Source organism: Bradyrhizobium sp. LA6.8 (genome assembly GCF_040547935.1).
GTDB classification, from domain to species: Bacteria; Pseudomonadota; Alphaproteobacteria; order Rhizobiales; family Xanthobacteraceae; genus Bradyrhizobium; species Bradyrhizobium barranii.
Map to the genome: position 1 here is coordinate 12,293 of NZ_JBEPQQ010000005.1, position 17,583 is coordinate 29,875.

The 17,583-nt window shown below is 64.6% G+C and carries 18 protein-coding genes; 13 read left to right on the forward strand and 5 right to left on the reverse strand.

Features of this window, described 5'->3' with window-relative positions:
- Positions 1 to 12: 12 nt before the first annotated feature.
- Both ABIA90_RS23840 and ABIA90_RS23845 read right to left on the reverse strand, forming a co-directional pair.
- Complete coding sequence (locus ABIA90_RS23840; protein ID WP_354119927.1) at positions 13 to 2,403, reverse strand: TonB-dependent receptor; 2,391 nt, start codon at positions 2,401 to 2,403, stop codon at positions 13 to 15.
- 386 nt (positions 2,404 to 2,789) lie between these two features.
- A complete protein-coding gene (locus ABIA90_RS23845) occupies positions 2,790 to 3,767 on the reverse strand; it encodes a LysR family transcriptional regulator (RefSeq protein WP_166350459.1) in 978 nt (325 codons plus the stop codon).
- A 119-nt stretch (positions 3,768 to 3,886) separates the two neighbouring features.
- Between ABIA90_RS23845 and ABIA90_RS23850 the strand changes: the two genes are divergently transcribed.
- From ABIA90_RS23850 to ABIA90_RS23890, 9 genes are all read left to right on the forward strand, one after another.
- Positions 3,887 to 4,924, forward strand: coding sequence for a class 1 fructose-bisphosphatase (locus tag ABIA90_RS23850; protein ID WP_354119926.1), 1,038 nt, complete (start codon positions 3,887 to 3,889; stop codon positions 4,922 to 4,924).
- A gap of 12 nt (positions 4,925 to 4,936) precedes the next feature.
- Positions 4,937 to 5,812: a phosphoribulokinase gene (locus tag ABIA90_RS23855; RefSeq protein WP_071916089.1), complete on the forward strand. Its 876-nt coding sequence runs from the start codon at positions 4,937 to 4,939 to the stop codon at positions 5,810 to 5,812.
- 16 nt (positions 5,813 to 5,828) lie between these two features.
- The gene (gene tkt, locus ABIA90_RS23860) at positions 5,829 to 7,850 is read left to right on the forward strand and encodes a transketolase (protein WP_354119925.1); all 2,022 of its coding nucleotides are present in this window, start codon (positions 5,829 to 5,831) and stop codon (positions 7,848 to 7,850) included.
- A 14-nt stretch (positions 7,851 to 7,864) separates the two neighbouring features.
- The gene (fba, locus tag ABIA90_RS23865) at positions 7,865 to 8,950 is read left to right on the forward strand and encodes a class II fructose-bisphosphate aldolase (RefSeq protein WP_063984963.1); all 1,086 of its coding nucleotides are present in this window, start codon (positions 7,865 to 7,867) and stop codon (positions 8,948 to 8,950) included.
- Positions 8,951 to 8,981: 31 nt separating this feature from the next.
- A complete protein-coding gene (locus ABIA90_RS23870; protein ID WP_354119924.1) occupies positions 8,982 to 10,442 on the forward strand; it encodes a form I ribulose bisphosphate carboxylase large subunit in 1,461 nt (486 codons plus the stop codon).
- Positions 10,443 to 10,453: 11 nt separating this feature from the next.
- The gene (locus ABIA90_RS23875; protein ID WP_063984961.1) at positions 10,454 to 10,861 is read left to right on the forward strand and encodes a ribulose bisphosphate carboxylase small subunit; all 408 of its coding nucleotides are present in this window, start codon (positions 10,454 to 10,456) and stop codon (positions 10,859 to 10,861) included.
- Between the two features lie 98 nt (positions 10,862 to 10,959).
- Positions 10,960 to 11,895 carry a CbbX protein gene (cbbX, locus tag ABIA90_RS23880; RefSeq protein ID WP_354119923.1) on the forward strand — a complete coding sequence of 312 codons (936 nt, stop codon included), beginning with the start codon at positions 10,960 to 10,962 and terminating at the stop codon, positions 11,893 to 11,895.
- Positions 11,892 to 12,629, forward strand: coding sequence for a ribulose-phosphate 3-epimerase (gene rpe / locus ABIA90_RS23885; protein WP_354119922.1), 738 nt, complete (start codon positions 11,892 to 11,894; stop codon positions 12,627 to 12,629). The genes cbbX and rpe overlap by 4 nt, the downstream gene beginning before the upstream one ends.
- Positions 12,630 to 13,022: 393 nt before the next feature.
- Positions 13,023 to 13,235: a hypothetical protein gene (locus ABIA90_RS23890; RefSeq protein ID WP_028148245.1), complete on the forward strand. Its 213-nt coding sequence runs from the start codon at positions 13,023 to 13,025 to the stop codon at positions 13,233 to 13,235.
- A gap of 31 nt (positions 13,236 to 13,266) precedes the next feature.
- On the opposite strand, the gene ABIA90_RS23895 is transcribed toward ABIA90_RS23890, so the two are convergent.
- Positions 13,267 to 14,103, reverse strand: coding sequence for a universal stress protein (locus tag ABIA90_RS23895; protein ID WP_354119921.1), 837 nt, complete (start codon positions 14,101 to 14,103; stop codon positions 13,267 to 13,269).
- A 194-nt stretch (positions 14,104 to 14,297) separates the two neighbouring features.
- On the opposite strand from ABIA90_RS23895, the gene ABIA90_RS23900 reads away from it, so the two are divergent.
- Together ABIA90_RS23900 and ABIA90_RS23905 are read left to right on the forward strand one after the other, a co-directional pair.
- Positions 14,298 to 15,833 carry a Do family serine endopeptidase gene (locus tag ABIA90_RS23900; protein ID WP_354119920.1) on the forward strand — a complete coding sequence of 512 codons (1,536 nt, stop codon included), beginning with the start codon at positions 14,298 to 14,300 and terminating at the stop codon, positions 15,831 to 15,833.
- Between the two features lie 271 nt (positions 15,834 to 16,104).
- Positions 16,105 to 16,467, forward strand: coding sequence for a hypothetical protein (locus ABIA90_RS23905; protein WP_028148242.1), 363 nt, complete (start codon positions 16,105 to 16,107; stop codon positions 16,465 to 16,467).
- A 12-nt stretch (positions 16,468 to 16,479) separates the two neighbouring features.
- On the opposite strand, the gene ABIA90_RS23910 is transcribed toward ABIA90_RS23905, so the two are convergent.
- Positions 16,480 to 16,767 carry a DUF6496 domain-containing protein gene (locus ABIA90_RS23910; protein ID WP_247314174.1) on the reverse strand — a complete coding sequence of 96 codons (288 nt, stop codon included), beginning with the start codon at positions 16,765 to 16,767 and terminating at the stop codon, positions 16,480 to 16,482.
- A 71-nt stretch (positions 16,768 to 16,838) separates the two neighbouring features.
- Entirely contained in the window at positions 16,839 to 17,033 is a 195-nt protein-coding gene (locus tag ABIA90_RS23915) for a DUF3072 domain-containing protein (RefSeq protein ID WP_028148240.1), read from the reverse strand.
- A gap of 115 nt (positions 17,034 to 17,148) precedes the next feature.
- On the opposite strand from ABIA90_RS23915, the gene ABIA90_RS23920 reads away from it, so the two are divergent.
- Together ABIA90_RS23920 and ABIA90_RS23925 are read left to right on the forward strand one after the other, a co-directional pair.
- The gene (locus tag ABIA90_RS23920; protein WP_166350477.1) at positions 17,149 to 17,370 is read left to right on the forward strand and encodes a hypothetical protein; all 222 of its coding nucleotides are present in this window, start codon (positions 17,149 to 17,151) and stop codon (positions 17,368 to 17,370) included.
- Between the two features lie 18 nt (positions 17,371 to 17,388).
- Positions 17,389 to 17,574: a hypothetical protein gene (locus ABIA90_RS23925; protein ID WP_354119919.1), complete on the forward strand. Its 186-nt coding sequence runs from the start codon at positions 17,389 to 17,391 to the stop codon at positions 17,572 to 17,574.
- Positions 17,575 to 17,583: the final 9 nt, after the last annotated feature.

Genomic DNA, 17,583 nt, shown 5'->3' on the forward strand with positions numbered 1-17,583 from the left:
GCGCCATAGCCGTCAGAACCGGTAGCTCGCCTGGACCCTCACGGTGCGGCCCTGGCCGGGCGAGATGTTGTTGTTGCCGTCGGCGGACGCCCAATAGCCGCGGTTGAAGATGTTCTCGACCGTGAGCTGCGCCCGCCAGTTGGCATCGATCGTGGCGTAGACGCCGGCATCGAAGCGCACGAAGCTCGGCAGTCTCACCGTGTCATCCGACGATGCAAAGGAATCGCCGAAATAGATGATGCCGAGCGCGGCCGCCCACATCGGCGTGAACTGGTACTTGTTCCACCAGGCGAACTGATTGTACGGCACGAGCTGCACGCGATTGCCCGGCACCACGGTCGCCGACGTCGCGCTGGTGATCTTCGCATCGGTATAGGCATAACCGAGCGTGGACTGCCATTGCTCGGTGACGTAGCCGACGAGGCTCGCCTCGAAGCCGCGCGTCAGCGTGCTGCCGGAGGGCAGGAAGAAGCCGGGATTGTTGCCGTCGGCGATCGGCTGGTTGGTGCGGTTGAGATTGTAGATCGCGGTCGAGAACAGCAGCCTCGGATTGATGTTCCACTTCATGCCGACCTCGGTGTTCTCGAACTTCTGCGGCTGCAGGATCAGCGTGCCGTCGTTGAGCGAGGAGAACTGGTCGCCGGAGGCGGGCAAATAGGAGATGCTGTAGGCGGTGTAGACCGACATCGTCTCCATCGGCTTGAGGAGGACGGCCGCTTGCGGCGAGACCAGATTGTCGGTGCGGTTGCGGTTGAGGTTGGTGTTCATGTCCAGCGCCGACATCTCGAAGCGGTCGAACCGCGTGCCCACGATGAGCTGGAGCGCGCGCGAGAACTCGATGGTGTCGCGCAGGTAGCCGGACTCGACGTTCAACGCATATTTGCTGTTCGAATCCGGTGTCGTGACGCCATCGGTGTTGGTGCCGGTGAAGTGGTGGACGAAGGTGACCGGTCCGAAATAGGTCGGAGCGAACGGGTTCTGCACGATGGTGTTGGTGCCGTTCGGGAAGACGCCGGTGTTGCGGATGTCGACACCGGTCTGGCGGCCGAACTCGGTGCCGAAGCCCACCGTGTGCGCGATCGGCCCGGTCCAGCCCTTGTAGGTGAAGTCGGTCTGGTTGAAGACGTTGTCGCGGTTGGTCGTGTGCTGATAGGCGCCAAGGTTGACCGCGGTGTCGGCTGCGTTGACGGCGCCGGCGAGCGGCCCGCCGGTCGGATAGACGTTCTGGTAGAACTTCTGGTAGTCGGCCGCCATCGTGCCGTTGCGCACCGACAGTCCGTTCTGGAAGTCGTGCTCGATGATCGCCATGCCGGTCTGCACCGTGGCTTGCGCGGTATTGAGGCGGGGGCTGCCGAAGAATGTCTGGAGATTGCCGTTCGGCGCAAACGGCGTCGTCGGATTGAATCGCGTGACGCCGCCGGGAAGGCCCTGCGAGGGATTGCCGCGATCGGCGGTGCGGCCGTCGTGGTAATATTCGTAGGACAGCTTGATCTTGGTGAAGTCGTCGGGCTTCAGCGTAACGGTCGGGTTGATGCCGTAGCGTTCGAGATGGTTGAAGTCGCGGAACGCATCGCTGCCCTCGTAGAACACGTTCAGCCGTGCTGCCACGTTGTCGTTGACGGCTTGGCCCGCGTCGAGCGAGACGCGGCGGTCGCCCCACGAGCCCGTCTGCCCCGTCGCCTGGTAGATGCGGGTGCCATCGGCCTCCTTGAGGGTGCGGTTGAGCACGCCGCCGCCAGCGCCGCGGCCGAAGGTCAGGGCGCTCGGGCCCTTCAGCACCTCGATGCTTTGCGCGTTGTACAGGTCGCGGAAATATTGCACGTCGTCACGAAAGCCGTTGACGAAGAAGTTGGCGCTGGAATCGACGCCGCGGATGACGAGCTCGTCGCGATTGCCTTCGCCCTGGTGGACGGCGACGCTCGGAACGTAGCGGGTGACATCGGTCAAGCCCTGATAATTCTGGTCGCGGATCTGCTGCTGGGTGATGACGGAAAGCGATTGCGGGATGTTGACGATGGGCGTGTTCGACTTGGTGGCGACGGAGGTGCTGTTGGTGAAATAGCCGACGGTGCCGGTGCGCGCGTCCTGCGATGGCATGAAGGGCTGTGGCGCGGCGGTCGTCCCTGGCCGCCGTGCCGTTTGCGTCCGGCGGCTCCGCGTGCCGCTCGACCGGCGTACGGCCGAAGCGGGATTGGTACGGCGCTGTGCGTCCGGCGCGGTCACGGTGACGGATGGAATCGTCACGCCTTGTGCGGGCGTGGATTGCGCAAAGGCCTGCGGACTTGCGAAGAACGCAGCTGACGTCATCAGCGCGGTCAACACGCCTCCGATACCCGAAAAATTGCGCTTGGACATGTAGCTTGCGGCAGACAAAAGCTCTCCCGCGGCGGCGATGTGGCTCATCGCGCCCTCCCTGACTCTTTCAAAACTCGCCCGGATTCCCCATTGCACGGCCGGATGCGGGGCAAGGAGCATCCGTGCACGCGAAGTCACTGTGTGCATGAACAAAGTGACCGTGCGGCCATTCCGCGCAGGATGATTTGAATCGTTCGAAACTTGTCGGGTTCCAGGCGATCACATGTTTCTGCGCGCCGGCAGGGCCCGTGGCGACTACGGAGTTATCTCGGCGCCCGCGTGTGCTAGCACCGGACCGATCGAGATCTCCTAAGTCGGCCGGGACCAGCGATGACCACCTTCAACCGTGTCTTCACGACGGAGCGTCTGCTCCAGATCATCGTCATTCTGGCGGCGACGGTTGCGATGAAGCTGATGGGGTGAGTATTGGCGGGCTATTGCCCGCCGAACTCGGGCACGTCGGGCAAATAGTTCGAGCCCTCGGAGCCCAGGAAATCGAACATCGCCTGCGCCGGTGGCAGCAGCACCTTGTCGCTGCGGCGGATCACGTACCATTGCCGGACGATCGGAAGGCCGGCGACATCGAGCACGATGAGGCGGCCTTCGGCGAGCTCATGCGCCACCGTGTGGGCCGAGATGAAGGCGATGCCGAGCCCGGCGATGACGGCCTGCTTGATGGTCTCGTTGCTGCTCATCTCCATGCCGATGATCGGCTCGAGATCCGATCTCTGGAACATGCCTTCCATCAGCGTGCGCGTCCCTGATCCCGGCTCGCGGGTGAGGAAGGTCTCGTGCACGAGGTCGGTCAGGTTGAGGCCGGAATCCTTCCCCAGCCAGTGTCCCTTGCGCGCGACGATGATGTGCGGATTGCGCCCGAGCTGACGCACGTCGACGCTGACGTCGGCCGGTGGCCGACCCATCACGGCGAAATCGAGATCGTAGCCGTGCATGGCCTCGCGGATCTCCTCGCGATTGCCGATCGTGAGCTTGATCTCGATCTTCGGATGCCGCTTCGAGAACGCCGCGATCGCATGCGGCACGAAGTATTTCGCGGTCGACACCGCGCCGAGATGCACCGTGCCGCCGGTCCGTCCAGCGAGCAGATCGAGCGCGCCCTGGCAGTCCATGATCGCGGCCTCGACGCGTTCGGCGAGCGCCAGCACCTCCTTGCCTGCCTCCGTCAGCAGCATGCCGTCGCCGGTCCGCTGCACCAGTGGCAGGCCGGCGAGGTCCTGAAGCTGCCGAAGCTGCTGGGTGACGGCTGGCTGGGTCAGGCCGAGCTGGCTCGAGGCCGCGGTGACGCTGCCCTTCGCTGAGAGCGCCGCAAGCGAGCGCAGCTGCCGGATCGTCAGATGCCGGAGCTGGGCCGCCGCGTGGCTGGGGCCATTATAAGAAAATTCTTTGGCACTCATTATGAATAGAAATTTTCCTTATTAAGCCGCCCCTGTCAATCTCCTCGTGTTGGGACCGACCGCACCGACCTCCAGCGGGGAGGGAACTGGATGCGGCGCCCGCAAGGGGATGGACGCAGATGACCGGGCAACTCAGGTTGGACGACCACCTTCAACGGTATTCCGAGACGGCGCCGCATGCGCTGGCCGTGGCAGCCGCAGTCGACGCCATCGCGGCGGCAGCGATCGAGATCGCCGACCTCATCGCCACCGGCGATTTTGCGGACGCGTCGGGCCTGACCACCGGCCGCAACAGCGACGGTGATCTCCAGCGCGATCTCGACCTCCAGGCGGATGCGATCCTGCGCCGCTGTCTCAGCAGGCTGCCGATCGCAGCGCTCGCGTCGGAGGAGATGCGCGAGCCGCAAATCGGCGACCGCGAGGCAAAAATCTGCGTCGCGATCGATCCGCTCGACGGCTCCTCCAACATCGACATCAACATGACCGTCGGCACGATCTTCTCGATCCTGCCTGCCCCGGATGACCTGGCTCTCGCCTTCCATCAGCGCGGCTCGGCGCAGCTTGCCGCGGGGTTCGTCACCTATGGGCCGCAGACCTCACTGGTGCTCACGCTCGGCGACGGCGTCGACATCTTCACGCTCGACCGCAGGGCGGGCTGCTTCCGCCTCGCGCGCAGCGCCGTGCAGATCTCCGAGATGTGCGAAGAATTCGCGATCAATGCGTCGAACCGCCGCCACTGGGATACGCCGGTCCGCGCCTTCGTCGACGAATGTCTTGCCGGCGTCGAAGGGCCCGCCAACCACAATTTCAACATGCGCTGGATCGGTTCGCTGGTTGCGGAGGCCTACCGAATACTCACCCGCGGCGGCGTGTTCCTCTATCCCTCGGACGCGCGCCCCGGCTATGGCGACGGCCGCCTGCGCCTCACCTACGAGGCGCACCCGATGGCCATGATCATCGAACAGGCCGGCGGCTCCGCCACGACCGGGCGCGAGCGCATCCTCGAGCTATCGGCGCAGAGCCTGCACCAGCGCGTGCCGCTGATCATGGGCTCGAGCAACGAGGTGCAGCGCGTCGAGGAACTGCATTGCGATCCGCTGCTGGTCGCCAGCATCTCCGCACCGCTGTTCGCGCGGCGCGGCTTCTTCCGGCTGTGAGCGAGGCGACCCATGTCCAGGAAGCATCCGATCATCTCCATCACCGGCTCCTCCGGCGCCGGCACCACCTCGGTCAAGAAGACGTTCGAGCAGATCTTCTTCCGCGAGAAGGTCAACGCCGTCTACATCGAGGGCGACGCCTTCCATCGCTATGATCGTGCCGAGATGCGCACGCAGATGGCGAAGGAGGCCGAACGCGGCAACAAGCATTTCAGCCATTTCAGCCCCGAGACCAACCTGTTCGAGGAGCTGGAGCGTGCCTTCCGCGACTATGGCGAGACCGGCACCGCGACGACGCGGCACTATGTCCATGATGCCGAGGAGTCCGCACTGCACGGTACGGCGCCCGGGACCTTTACCGAATGGGAGCGGCTGCCGGAAAACTCGGACCTGTTGTTCTACGAGGGCCTGCACGGCGCCGTCGTCACCGACAAGGTCAATGTCGCGCGCTACGCCGATCTCAAGATCGGCGTCGTGCCGGTCATCAATCTCGAATGGATCCAGAAGCTGCACCGCGACCGCAGCGCCCGCGGCTATTCGACCGAGGCCGTCACCGACACCATCCTGCGGCGGATGCCCGACTACATCCACTACATCTGCCCGCAATTCACCGAGACCGACATCAACTTCCAGCGCGTGCCGACGGTGGACACCTCCAATCCGTTCATCGCGCGCTGGATCCCGACGCCGGACGAATCGATGGTCGTGATCCGCTTCAAGAATCCGCGCGGCATCGACTTTCCCTATCTGCTGTCGATGCTTCCGCACAGCTGGATGTCCCGCGCGAACTCCATCGTGTGTCCCGGCGCGAAGCTCGATCTGGCGATGCAGCTGATCCTGACGCCGCTGATCATGCAGCTGATCGAGCGCAAGCGAAATCTGAAGTGAACAGGGAGAGAATCCGATGAACATCTCCGTCCACGCTGAAGCCGACATCACGGCAGTCACACACGGCGATCTCGCCAATGCCGTCCGCTTCCTCGCGGTCGATGCGATCGAGACCTCGCAGTCCGGCCATCCCGGCCTGCCCATGGGCATGGCCGATGTCGCAACCGTGCTGTTCTCGCGGTTCCTCAAGTTCGACTCCGCGCATCCCAACTGGCCGGATCGCGACCGCTTCGTGCTGTCGGCGGGGCACGGTTCGATGCTGCTCTATGCGCTGCTGCATCTCACCGGCGGCGACGTCAGCCTGGACGACATCAAGGCGTTCCGGCAGTGGGGCTCGAAGACGCCGGGCCATCCGGAATACGGCCACACGCCGGGTGTCGAGACCACGACCGGCCCGCTGGGGCAGGGGATCGCGACCGCGGTCGGCATGGCGCTCGCCGAGCGCATGGCCAATGCAGGGCACGGCGACGGCCTGGTCGATCACTTCACCTATGTGATCGCGGGCGACGGCTGCCTGATGGAAGGCATCAGCCAGGAGGCGATCTCGCTCGCCGGTCATCTCCAGCTCGGCCGGTTGATCGTGCTGTTCGACGACAACGGCATCTCCATCGACGGGCCGACCTCACTGGCTACTTCCGATGATCAGCTCGCGCGCTTCGCGGCGTCCGGCTGGTCGGTCCGCCGTGTCGACGGCCACGACCCCGAAGCGGTTGCGCAGGCGATTGCCGAAGAGCGTGAGAGCACAAAACCGTCGCTGATCGCCTGCCGCACCATCATCGGCTATGGCGCGCCGGACCGTCAGGGCACCGAGAAGGCGCACGGTGCGCCGCTCGGCACCGAACAAACGGCGGCGGCGCGGCGGACGCTCGGCTGGGACTATCAGCCTTTCGTGGTCCCGATCCCGATCCTCAAGGCATGGCGGATGATCGGACAGCGCGGGCAGGTCGAGCGTCTTGCCTGGCTCGACCGCTACGAATGCGCGACGGCCGCGCAGCGCGAGCTGTTCATCGAGGGCAAGGCCGTTGCCCTGCCGGAGGCCTATGCCCAGGCCTCGGCGAAATTGCGCGAGCGCTTTGCCAGCGAGCGTCCGAAGCTGGCGACGCGGCAAGCCTCGCAGCAGGTGCTCGACGGCATCGCCGGGACAATTCCCGGACTGGTCGGCGGCTCGGCGGACCTGACGCATTCGAACCTCACGCATGCCAAAGCGCAGACTCCGGTGGCGCGTGGTGCGTTCGCCGGCGGCTACATCCACTACGGAATTCGCGAGCACGGCATGGCCGCCGCGATGAATGGCCTCGCATTGCATGGCGGATTCATCCCCTATGGCGGCACCTTTCTCGCCTTCTCCGACTACAGCCGGCCGGCGATCCGTCTTGCGGCGTTGATGCGGCTGCGCGTCATCCATGTGATGACCCACGACTCCATCGGTCTTGGCGAGGACGGTCCCACGCATCAGCCCGTCGAGCATCTCGCGGCGCTACGCGTCATCCCGAATCTTCTGGTGTTCCGCCCCGCCGACGCGGTCGAGACGCTGGAAGCCTGGGACTGCGCGCTTGAGGCGGAAGATCGCCCCTCCGTGCTGTGTCTGTCGCGTCAGGCGCTGCCGACATTCCGCAGCGACGTGCGCGGCAGGAACCGTGTCGCGCGCGGCGCCTACCTCATCGTCTCGCCGGACGGCGGTCGCGACGTCACGTTGATGGCGACCGGCTCCGAAGTCTCGATCGCGCTGGAAGCCGCTCGCCTGCTCGCGACGGAACATATCCGCGCTGCTGTGGTCTCCGCGCCATGCTTCGCGCTGTTCGAGGAACAGCCGGAGGACTACCGCGCCTGTGTGCTCGGCACCGCCCCGCGCGTCGGCATCGAGGCCGCCGTAGTCGGCGATTGGCATCGCTGGATCGGCACTGACGGCGAGTTCGTCGGCATGCGGGGCTTCGGCGCCTCTGCGCCGGCGTCCGTGCTCTACCGCGAATTCGGCATCACGCCGCAAAGCGTTGCCGAAGCCGCCCGGCGGACGATCACCCGCGCCGGCAAGCCATAACAGGAGGAACTTTCGTGGCCCGTATCACCCTTCGTCAGCTGCTCGATCACGCCGCCAACCACGGCTACGCGGTGCCGGCGTTCAACATCAACAACATGGAGCAGGGTATTGCGATCATGCAGGCCGCGGCCGAGGTCGATGCGCCCGTGATCATCCAGGCCTCGCGCGGCGCACGCAGCTATGCCGGCGATCTCATGCTCTCGCACATGATCGACGCGCTGGAGCGGACCTATCCGGACATTCCGCTCTGCATGCACCAGGACCACGGCAATGACGAGGCGACCTGCGCCTCCGCCATCGCCCACGGCTTCACCTCGGTCATGATGGACGGCTCGCTCAAGGCCGACGCCAAGACCGCCGCCGATTACGACTACAATGTCGACATCACCCGCCGCGTCGTCGATCTCGCGCATTGGGTGGGCGCCTCCGTCGAAGGCGAGCTCGGCGTGCTCGGCTCGCTCGAGCATGGCGGCGGCGAGCAGGAGGACGGCCACGGCGTCGAGGGCAAGGTCAGCCACGACCAGCTCCTCACCGATCCCGACCAGGCCGTCGACTTCGTCCGCGCCACCAAGGTCGATGCGCTCGCGATCGCGATGGGCACGTCTCATGGCGCCTACAAGTTCAGCCGCAAGCCTGATGGCGACATCCTGGCGATGCGGGTGGTCGAGGAGATTCACCGCCGCCTGCCGAACACGCATCTTGTGATGCACGGCTCCTCTTCGGTGCCGCAGCCGCTCCAGGACATGTTCAACCAGTTCGGCGGCGAGATGCCGCAGACCTGGGGCGTGCCGGTCGAGGAGATCGTCCGCGGCATCAAGAGCGGCGTGCGAAAGGTCAACATCGACACCGACTGTCGCCTCGCGATGACCGCGGTGTTCCGCAAGGTCGCCGCGCAAACGCGCTCCGAGTTCGATCCGCGCAAATTCCTCAAGCCTGCGATGGATGCGATGCGCGAGCTCTGCCGCGATCGCTTCGAGCAGTTCGGCACCGCGGGCCACGCCAGCAAGATCAAGGTCATTCCCTTGAGCGAGATGGCGCGGCGCTATCGCGCCGGCGAGCTCGATCCGCGCATCGGCGCCCGCGAGTCGGTCGCCGCCTAATCATTCAGAGAGAGAAGAGCAGGAGAGAGCCATGAATGCACACGCAGGAACCGTCCGGGGCAAAGAGCGCTATCGATCGGGCACGATGGAATACGCGCGCATGGGCTATTGGGAGCCCGACTACACGCCGAAGGACACCGATGTCATCGCGCTGTTCCGCGTGACGCCGCAGGAGGGCGTGGACCCCATCGAGGCGTCAGCGGCGGTTGCCGGCGAATCCTCGACCGCGACCTGGACGGTGGTGTGGACCGATCGCCTGACCGCTGCGGAGAAGTATCGCGCCAAGTGCTACCGTGTCGATCCGGTGCCCGGCACGCTGGGCTCGTACTTCGCCTACATCGCCTATGACCTCGACCTGTTCGAGCCCGGCTCGATCGCCAACCTGTCGGCTTCGATCATCGGCAACGTGTTCGGCTTCAAGCCGCTGAAGGCGCTGCGTCTGGAGGACATGCGCTTCCCGGTCGCCTATGTGAAGACGTTCCAGGGGCCGGCGACCGGCATCGTGGTCGAGCGTGAGCGGCTTGACAAGTTCGGCCGGCCGTTGCTGGGCGCGACGGTGAAGCCGAAGCTCGGCTTGTCCGGGCGCAACTATGGCCGCGTGGTTTACGAGGCGCTCAAGGGCGGGCTCGACTTCACCAAGGACGACGAGAACATCAACTCGCAGCCCTTCATGCATTGGCGTGACCGCTTCCTCTATTGCATGGAGGCCGTGAATCGCGCGCAGGCGGCCTCCGGCGAGGTGAAGGGCACCTACCTAAACATCACCGCGGGGACGATGGAGGACATGTACGAGCGCGCAGAGTTCGCGAAAGAGCTCGGGTCGTGCATCGTCATGATCGATCTCGTGATCGGCTACACCGCGATCCAGTCCATGGCGAAATGGGCACGGCGCAACGACATGATCCTGCATCTGCATCGCGCCGGTCACTCGACCTATACGCGGCAGAAGAGTCACGGGGTGTCGTTCCGCGTCATCGCGAAGTGGATGCGGCTCGCCGGCGTCGACCACATCCATGCCGGCACGGTGGTCGGCAAACTCGAAGGCGATCCCAACACCACGCGCGGCTACTACGACGTCTGCCGCGAAGACTTCAACCCGACAAAGCTCGAGCATGGCCTGTTCTTCGACCAGTCCTGGGCGAGCCTGAACAAGATGATGCCGGTCGCCTCCGGCGGCATCCATGCCGGCCAGATGCACCAGCTGCTCGATCTCCTTGGCGAGGACGTCGTGCTGCAATTCGGCGGCGGCACCATCGGCCATCCCATGGGCATTGCGGCTGGCGCGATCGCCAACCGCGTGGCGCTGGAGGCGATGATCCTCGCCCGCAACGAGGGGCGCGACTACGTCCATGAAGGTCCGGAGATCCTGGCCAGGGCGGCTGAGACCTGCACGCCGCTGAAGGCTGCGCTCGAGGTCTGGAAGGACGTCACCTTCAACTATGAATCCACCGACACGCCGGACTTCGTGCCGACCGCGCTGGAAACCGTTTGAGGAGTTTTGACATGAAACTGACCCAAGGCTGCTTCTCGTTCCTGCCTGATCTGACCGACGACCAGATCACCAAGCAGGTGCAGTATTGCCTGGCCAATGGCTGGGCGGTGAATATCGAGTTCACCGACGATCCGCATCCCCGCAACACGTATTGGGAGATGTGGGGCCTGCCGATGTTCGACCTCCAGGACGCCGCCGGCGTGATGATGGAGCTCGCCGAGTGCCGCAGGGTCTACGGCGACCGCTACATCCGCATCAGTGGATTCGACTCCAGCCATGGCTGGGAATCGGTGCGGATCTCGTTCCTCGTCAACCGCCCGCCGCAGGAAGCCGAGTTCGACCTGGTGCGGCAGGAGGTGGGCGGACGTGCGATCCGCTACACCACCGTGCGCCGGCCGGCCGCGCACGCGTCGACCTAGTTACTCCTCTCCGCGCGGAGCACTCCCTGCTCCGTTTCCTTGGCGGACCACTGCTTCGCCGCTCCCCCCGCGGCGAAGCTCTTTTCTTCGAGGTGCCGATGCTTGATGTCCCTCATGCGACGACCGCTGAAACGAGCGAGACCAGCTTCGATCTCCGCAAGGAGGCCGAGGCGGCCGGAATCACTGACACGCTGCAACAGCTCGAGCAGGAGCTGATCGGCCTCCGGCCGGTCAAGAACCGCGTGCGCCAGATCGCGTCACTGCTGCTGATCGAACGCATCCGCCAGCGTGCGGGACTGGCATCGTCGCCACCGACGCTGCACATGTCGTTCACCGGTAATCCCGGCACGGGCAAGACCACGGTGGCGCTGCGTATGGCGAAGATCCTGCACGGTCTCGGTTTCGTGCGGCGCGGGCAGGTGATCTCGGTGACGCGCGACGATCTCGTCGGCCAGTATATCGGCCATACCGCGCCGAAGACGAAGGAGATCTTGAAGAAGGCGATGGGCGGCGTGTTGTTCATCGACGAGGCCTACTATCTCCACCGGCCCGACAACGAGCGCGATTACGGCCAGGAGGCGATCGAGATCCTGCTCCAGGTGATGGAGAACCAACGCGAGGACCTCGTCGTGATCCTCGCCGGCTATGGCGAGCGAATGACGAGCTTCTTTGCCTCCAACCCGGGCTTCCGTTCGCGCATCGCCCATCACATCGACTTCCCGGACTATGCGGAAGCCGAGCTTCTGGTCATCGCCGAGCTGATGCTGAAGGAGCGAGGATACCGCTTCTCGGCTGCGGCACGCGAGGCCTTCGAGAAATACATCGAACTGCGCCGGACCCAGCCGTTCTTCTCCAATGCGCGCTCGATCCGCAATGCGGTCGACCGCATCCGCCTGCGGCAGGCCGACCGCCTCGTGTCTGATCTCAACCGGATGCTCGATGTCGCCGATCTCGAGACGATCGATCCGACGGATGTCCTTGCGAGCCGCGTTTTCAGCGGTGGTGCGGACGCGCAGAGGAGTGCGACGCCATGACGGGAGAAATCCTCATCGCGCCTTCGATCCTGGCCGCCGATTTCGCGCGCCTCGGGGAGGAGATCAGGGCAATTGATGCCGCCGGCGCCGACTGGATCCACTGTGACGTCATGGACGGACATTTCGTGCCGAACATCAGCTATGGCGCCGACGTCATCAAGGCGATCCGGCCGGCGACGGCGAAGATCTTTGACGTGCATCTGATGATCGCGCCTGTCGATCCCTATCTGGAGGCATTCGCAAAAGCAGGCGCCGACGTCATCACGGTCCATGCCGAGGCCGGCCCGCATCTGGACCGCTCGCTCCAGGCCATCCGTGCGCTCGGCAAGAAGGCTGGCGTCAGCCTGTGTCCGGCGACGCCGGAAGCTGCGATCGAATACGTGCTTGATCGTCTCGACCTCGTGCTGGTGATGACGGTCAATCCCGGCTTCGGCGGCCAGTCCTTCCTCGACTCCCAGATCGAGAAGATCAGGCGCATTCGAAGCATGATCGGCGACCGGCCGATCCGGCTCGAGGTCGATGGCGGCATCACGCGCGACAATGCCGCCGCCGTGGCTGCCGCGGGCGCCGACACCCTCGTGGCAGGATCGGCCGTGTTCCGCGGCAAGGGCAGCGCCGATTATGCCGGCAACATCGCCGCCATCCGCGCTGCTGCGGAAGCCGGCAGGGTTCCGAAGCTGCAACATGGTTCGGCGCAGACGATCCGGGCCGGCGAGACCGCGCTCACCCGGTAGAATACTGCATACAGGCGTGGCAGAGCCGGCGTCGCGCTGGTTGTGCTATGGCGTGCCACTTCCGTCCGGGGTTCTACAGGGCACGCTGCACGGCGCAGCGGGCCTTCCGCGCGCGAGAGTTCTGCGCAGAAATGCAAGGCAATCTCATCGGGTGGCCAGAATCGATCGAACGGTATCTTGATCTGATCGGCATCTCCGTCGCGCGCCAGCACTACGCCTGGCCAATGAGTTCCACGTGGAGTCCTCCGATAGGAACTAATGGGGGCCTGCGCGTTTCCCAGACGTTAACCCAGCTTGCGCGGGGCGCTTCGCATGCAGTAAATGTTTTGCATAACCGCCATCGGCCTGACGTAAATCAGGGCAATAAGCTCAGTGAATGCGAGGGAGGGTCTCATGGAGAACGTACGTCGCTACCGGGCCCTGGCGTCTCTCTGTCGTCAGCAGGCGGCCTATCGGCCGCTCCAGAACTGGCAACTCCTTGGCCAAGCCGAACATTTCGAATATCTCGCCGAGATTGCGCTGAAGGCGCATTTCGATGCGTGCAATGCGCAGCCCGAGGACGACGCCATCGCCACCGCGCCATTTGAGACCCCCGCCGCGGCGTGAGCGCGTCGGTCCGTTGCGGATCATCTCTCGATCAATGCGACATCAGCGTCGGGACCGTCATGGCTTCCAGCATGGCGCGGGTGACGCCGCCGAGGAAGCGTTCCTGTAGCCTTGAGTGGCCGTAGCCGCCCATGACCAGGAGATCGAGGCTCTCGTCGGCGGCCTGCGACAGGATGGTCGGCTGGATGTCGGCGCGCGCCGCTGACAGGCTGACCGTGCGGGTCGACAACCCGCGCCGGCCGAGGTGTCTTGCCAGATGGCTTGCCGAGACTTCGTCGGGAACCGCGTCGGCTTCGTTGATCGTGATGATCACGATCTCCTCGGCGCGGGCCAGGAAGGGAGCGGCGTCGCGCATCGCGCGGGCGGCGAGGCGGCTGCCATCCCAGCAGATGCCGATCCGGTTCGCCCTGAATGACCCACGAAAGGTGTAGGGCAGGAACAGCACCGGTCCGCCCGCCTGGAACAGGATCTCGCCGGGCATATCATTGTCGAATGAGCCTTGCGCCGGATCGGGCTGCAGCACGATGCTGAGATCGTGGAGCCGCGCCATCTCGCCGAGCGAGCCGGCTGCGTCCGCCGGGATTGCGCCGAGCGGGTGGCAGGTGCAGGAGATGCCGGCGTTCGTGGCTTCGCTCCGAAATATCGCCAACGCGGCCTCGGCACGCTCCACCGCGCGCTCGCGCTCCATCTCGAATACCGCCGCTACGGCGGCACCGCCATCCAGGACGTAGGCAGTGCTGCTCGCGACGTACCCGACGGCGACCGCGTCGACGTGTGCGTTGAGTCTCGCCGCGAGCGAAATCGAGCCGTCGATCACCGCGCTCATCGGGCGCTCGGTCGGGATGTGGACGAGAATGTCTTTGTACATGGCGCGCCTCCGGTGGACATCATCCAGTGGCCGCAGTCTATCACGGCGCACGGGGCCTGCGTTGAGCCGCATCAAATGTGCAGCCCTGATTTTCGCGGCACCTTTGCCAAGATTTAATCGGACGGACGGGACGCCGTAAGGTGACGATGTCCATGTTGGTTGCAAGGCGACTTACCCAACATGGACATTTCGACATGAACGATCACGTCAATTCCGACACCACCACGTCCCGCAAGATCTTGAAGCCGCGCCGGCTTGCGCTGCTGGGCACCGTGGCCGCGCTTGGCGTGGCCGTGCTCGCTGCCTCTCCCGCCTCTTCGCAGTTCGGTCTGAATTCCTTCATCGGGCCGGCCCAGGCGGCGGAAGCCGCCGCGACGCCGCCGGGCTTCGGCGATCTCGTCAGCAAGGTCAAACCCGCCGTCATCTCGGTGCGGGTCAGGATCGACCAGGACAATGACAAGAGCGCGATGCTGCAACAGAACCGGATGGATTCGGACGAGGATTCGCCGTTCGACCAGTTTTCGCGGCAGTTCGGCTTCCGCGGCCAGGGTGGCATGAACGGCATGCCGCGCCAGCGCCACCAGATGATCACGGGCGAGGGGTCCGGCTTCTTCATCTCCGCCGACGGCTATGCGGTGACCAACAACCACGTCGTCGATCACGCCGAGTCGCTGCAGGTGACCATGGATGACGGCACGAGCTACACCGCGAAGGTGGTCGGCACCGATCCGAAGACCGATCTCGCGCTGATCAAGGTCGATGGCAAGAGGGACTTCCCGTTCGTCAAATTCTCCGACCAGAAGCCGCGGATCGGTGACTGGGTGGTCGCGGTCGGCAATCCCTTCGGCCTCGGCGGCACCGTGACCGCCGGCATCGTCTCGGCCAACGGTCGCGACATCGGCAACGGTCCCTATGACGACTTCATCCAGATCGACGCGCCGATCAACAAGGGCAATTCCGGCGGTCCGGCCTTCGACATGAACGGCAATGTGATCGGCGTGAACACCGCGATCTTCTCACCCTCCGGCGGTTCGGTCGGTATCGGCTTCGACATTCCGGCTTCGACCGCGAAGCTGGTCGTCGCGCAGCTGAAGGACAAGGGCTCGGTCACCCGCGGCTGGCTCGGCGTGCAGGTGCAGCCGGTGAGCGCCGAGATCGCCGACAGCCTCGGCCTCAAGGAGGCGCGCGGCGCGATCGTGGACAATCCGCAGGACGGCAGCCCCGCGGCGAAGGCCGGCATCGAGGCGGGCGACGTCATCACCGCCGTTAACGGTACCGCGATCAAGGACTCCCGCGATCTCGCCCGCACCATTGCCACCCTGGCGCCGGGCACCTCCGTGAAGCTCGACGTCTTCCACAAAGGCGCGAGCAAGACGGTGACACTCGCCCTCGGCGAGTTGCCGAACGAGCGGCAGGCCAAGGCCGGCGAGGGCAAAGCGCAGCCGAACACCGGCACGCCGCGCCTCGGTCTCAGCCTGGCGCCGGCAGGCGACGTCCAGGGCGCGGGCCAAAAGGGCGTCGTCGTGACCGAGGTCGATCCGCAGGGACCCGCCGCGCAGCGCGGCATCCAGACCGGCGACGTCATTCTCAACGTCGGCGGTAAGGCCGTTGCCAATGTCGGTGACGTCCGCTCCGAGCTGGCGCAGGCCAAATCATCCGGCAAGAACAGCGTGCTGTTGCAGGTGAAGAGCCAGGAAGCGACGCGGTTCGTCGCGGTGCCGCTGGCCTAAGCCTCGGGCTTTCGGCGGCAAACTCAAAAGGCGGCCCGCGGGCCGCCTTTTTCGTGCGCGTCTGGAAGATTCCCACAGGTGCCGATAACATTCTCGTTAACGGCAGCGTTGATGACGGGTTCGTCCGAAAAAGCCGCGTTCGCTCGTCACAGTTGGGAATCACGTGTTGGGCTTTGGCGTCAATGAAGACGCCCAGGCGAATTGCAGGAGTGGAACTTCGAACGCCCGGCCTTCTTGTGGAACCGGTGGTTCGCATTTGATCGGTGCCGACATGGATCGATTGAAGCTCTCGCTGAGGTGTGCGCTGCTTGTGGCGCCGCTTGTCCTGACGACCGGAAGCGCCTTGGGGCGCGACGATGGCCGCTACGCCAACTCGCCGCTAAAACCCTGGTTCGACAGTTTGCGCAGCCATCTCGGGCCCTGCTGCTCGGATGCAGATGGCTTTGCTGTATCCGACCCCGATTGGGAATCGCACGATGGGCACTATCGCGTGCGGCTCGACGGGCAGTGGGTGGACGTGCCTGATGAGGCCGTCATCACCGAGCCAAACCGGGCTGGCCACACCATGGTGTGGCCGGTGAAGACTGCGTTCGGGATTTCGATCCGCTGCTTCATGCCGGGGAGCATGATCTGACGCGGGTGGGCGTTACCGCTTGCTGGATTTGCGCTTCGCGGTCTTCTTCGCTTTCTTGGCCGTCTTCTTGGCCGTCTTCTTCTTGGAGGTCTTTCGCTTCGACGCCTTCTTCGGGACCTTCTTGCCCTTCGCGCGCGCTTCCGACAGGCCGATTGCGATCGCCTGCTTGCGACTCTTCACGCGTCCGCCACGACCGCCGGGGCCGCTTTTCGCGGTGCCCTTCTTATAACGGCGCATCTCGCGCTCGACATCACTGCTGGCGCTGCGTGAGTAGCGGCGTTTCTTTGCCTTGCGTGCCATCAACTCTCTCCCTTGGCCCGGGAAAGAACCGCATCACTGACCCTACGTTCCAAATGCGCTGGCCGCGCTCCTCAGAAGGAGTTCGCCAACTCGATCTCGTCTTCCAGCGCTCGAATGCGGCGCGCAGCCTCAGTCGAGGACAAAGCCCGATCGTATTGAGTGGGCTGATAGGCCTCCTCGCTCAGACGCTTCAGCCTCAGCCCCTGCGCTCGCGTCATCTGCTCCGTGAGGAAAACCCTGGCGTCGTATTTACCCTGAACCTGCATCTGGCCTCTCCGTTCTCAAATCGTGACTTGACTATATGTTCTTATTTTGTTCTAACAAGTCATGGACAACAGAATTAATGAAATTCGACGCAAAATCAGTGCCTTGAGGCTCGAAATGGCCGACATCGAGGTGGCTGTGCGCGACCTCGTCGATCGCGACCGCGACTGCACAGAAAAGGCCCTGGCGCAGATGGATCTGCGCCGGAAAATCAACCTGCTGATCGGCGAATGGAAGGCGGCCGGTGGCGGCGATGTCCTGCCTGACGTCCGCGAGCGGGTACGCCTTCGTCCTGCAACGACATCCGGTAGTCCGCTGCGCGTGATCGCGCGCCGCTGAGAATTTTGGGAGCGTGCGGTGGAGGAAGACCCGGACACGTACCGGATTCTAAAACTGCGCGCCGAAATTCTCGAACTCGGCTCCGTCATCCGGCAATTGCAGCGCGAGGGTCTCGACGATGCCGCAGCCCAGCTCCTGATCGCACGCAAACGTGCACAGCTCGAGCATCTCGTGAAGGCGAATGCTGCGGGACGGCCGCTTTAGCGATCTGAT

Bases quoted from the DNA above. Each gene is read 5' to 3' on its own strand.
- ABIA90_RS23840 (WP_354119927.1), bottom strand. From the start codon at position 2,403: ATGAGCCACATCGCCGCCGCGGGAGAGCTTTTGTCTGCCGCAAGCTAC.
- ABIA90_RS23845 (WP_166350459.1), bottom strand. From the start codon at position 3,767: ATGAGTGCCAAAGAATTTTCTTATAATGGCCCCAGCCACGCGGCGGCC.
- ABIA90_RS23850 (WP_354119926.1), top strand. From the start codon at position 3,887: ATGACCGGGCAACTCAGGTTGGACGACCACCTTCAACGGTATTCCGAG.
- ABIA90_RS23855 (WP_071916089.1), top strand. From the start codon at position 4,937: ATGTCCAGGAAGCATCCGATCATCTCCATCACCGGCTCCTCCGGCGCC.
- tkt (WP_354119925.1), top strand. From the start codon at position 5,829: ATGAACATCTCCGTCCACGCTGAAGCCGACATCACGGCAGTCACACAC.
- ABIA90_RS23870 (WP_354119924.1), top strand. From the start codon at position 8,982: ATGAATGCACACGCAGGAACCGTCCGGGGCAAAGAGCGCTATCGATCG.
- ABIA90_RS23875 (WP_063984961.1), top strand. From the start codon at position 10,454: ATGAAACTGACCCAAGGCTGCTTCTCGTTCCTGCCTGATCTGACCGAC.
- cbbX (WP_354119923.1), top strand. From the start codon at position 10,960: ATGCTTGATGTCCCTCATGCGACGACCGCTGAAACGAGCGAGACCAGC.
- rpe (WP_354119922.1), top strand. From the start codon at position 11,892: ATGACGGGAGAAATCCTCATCGCGCCTTCGATCCTGGCCGCCGATTTC.
- ABIA90_RS23890 (WP_028148245.1), top strand. From the start codon at position 13,023: ATGGAGAACGTACGTCGCTACCGGGCCCTGGCGTCTCTCTGTCGTCAG.
- ABIA90_RS23895 (WP_354119921.1), bottom strand. From the start codon at position 14,103: ATGTACAAAGACATTCTCGTCCACATCCCGACCGAGCGCCCGATGAGC.
- ABIA90_RS23900 (WP_354119920.1), top strand. From the start codon at position 14,298: ATGAACGATCACGTCAATTCCGACACCACCACGTCCCGCAAGATCTTG.
- ABIA90_RS23905 (WP_028148242.1), top strand. From the start codon at position 16,105: ATGGATCGATTGAAGCTCTCGCTGAGGTGTGCGCTGCTTGTGGCGCCG.
- ABIA90_RS23910 (WP_247314174.1), bottom strand. From the start codon at position 16,767: ATGGCACGCAAGGCAAAGAAACGCCGCTACTCACGCAGCGCCAGCAGT.
- ABIA90_RS23915 (WP_028148240.1), bottom strand. From the start codon at position 17,033: ATGCAGGTTCAGGGTAAATACGACGCCAGGGTTTTCCTCACGGAGCAG.
- ABIA90_RS23920 (WP_166350477.1), top strand. From the start codon at position 17,149: ATGGCCGACATCGAGGTGGCTGTGCGCGACCTCGTCGATCGCGACCGC.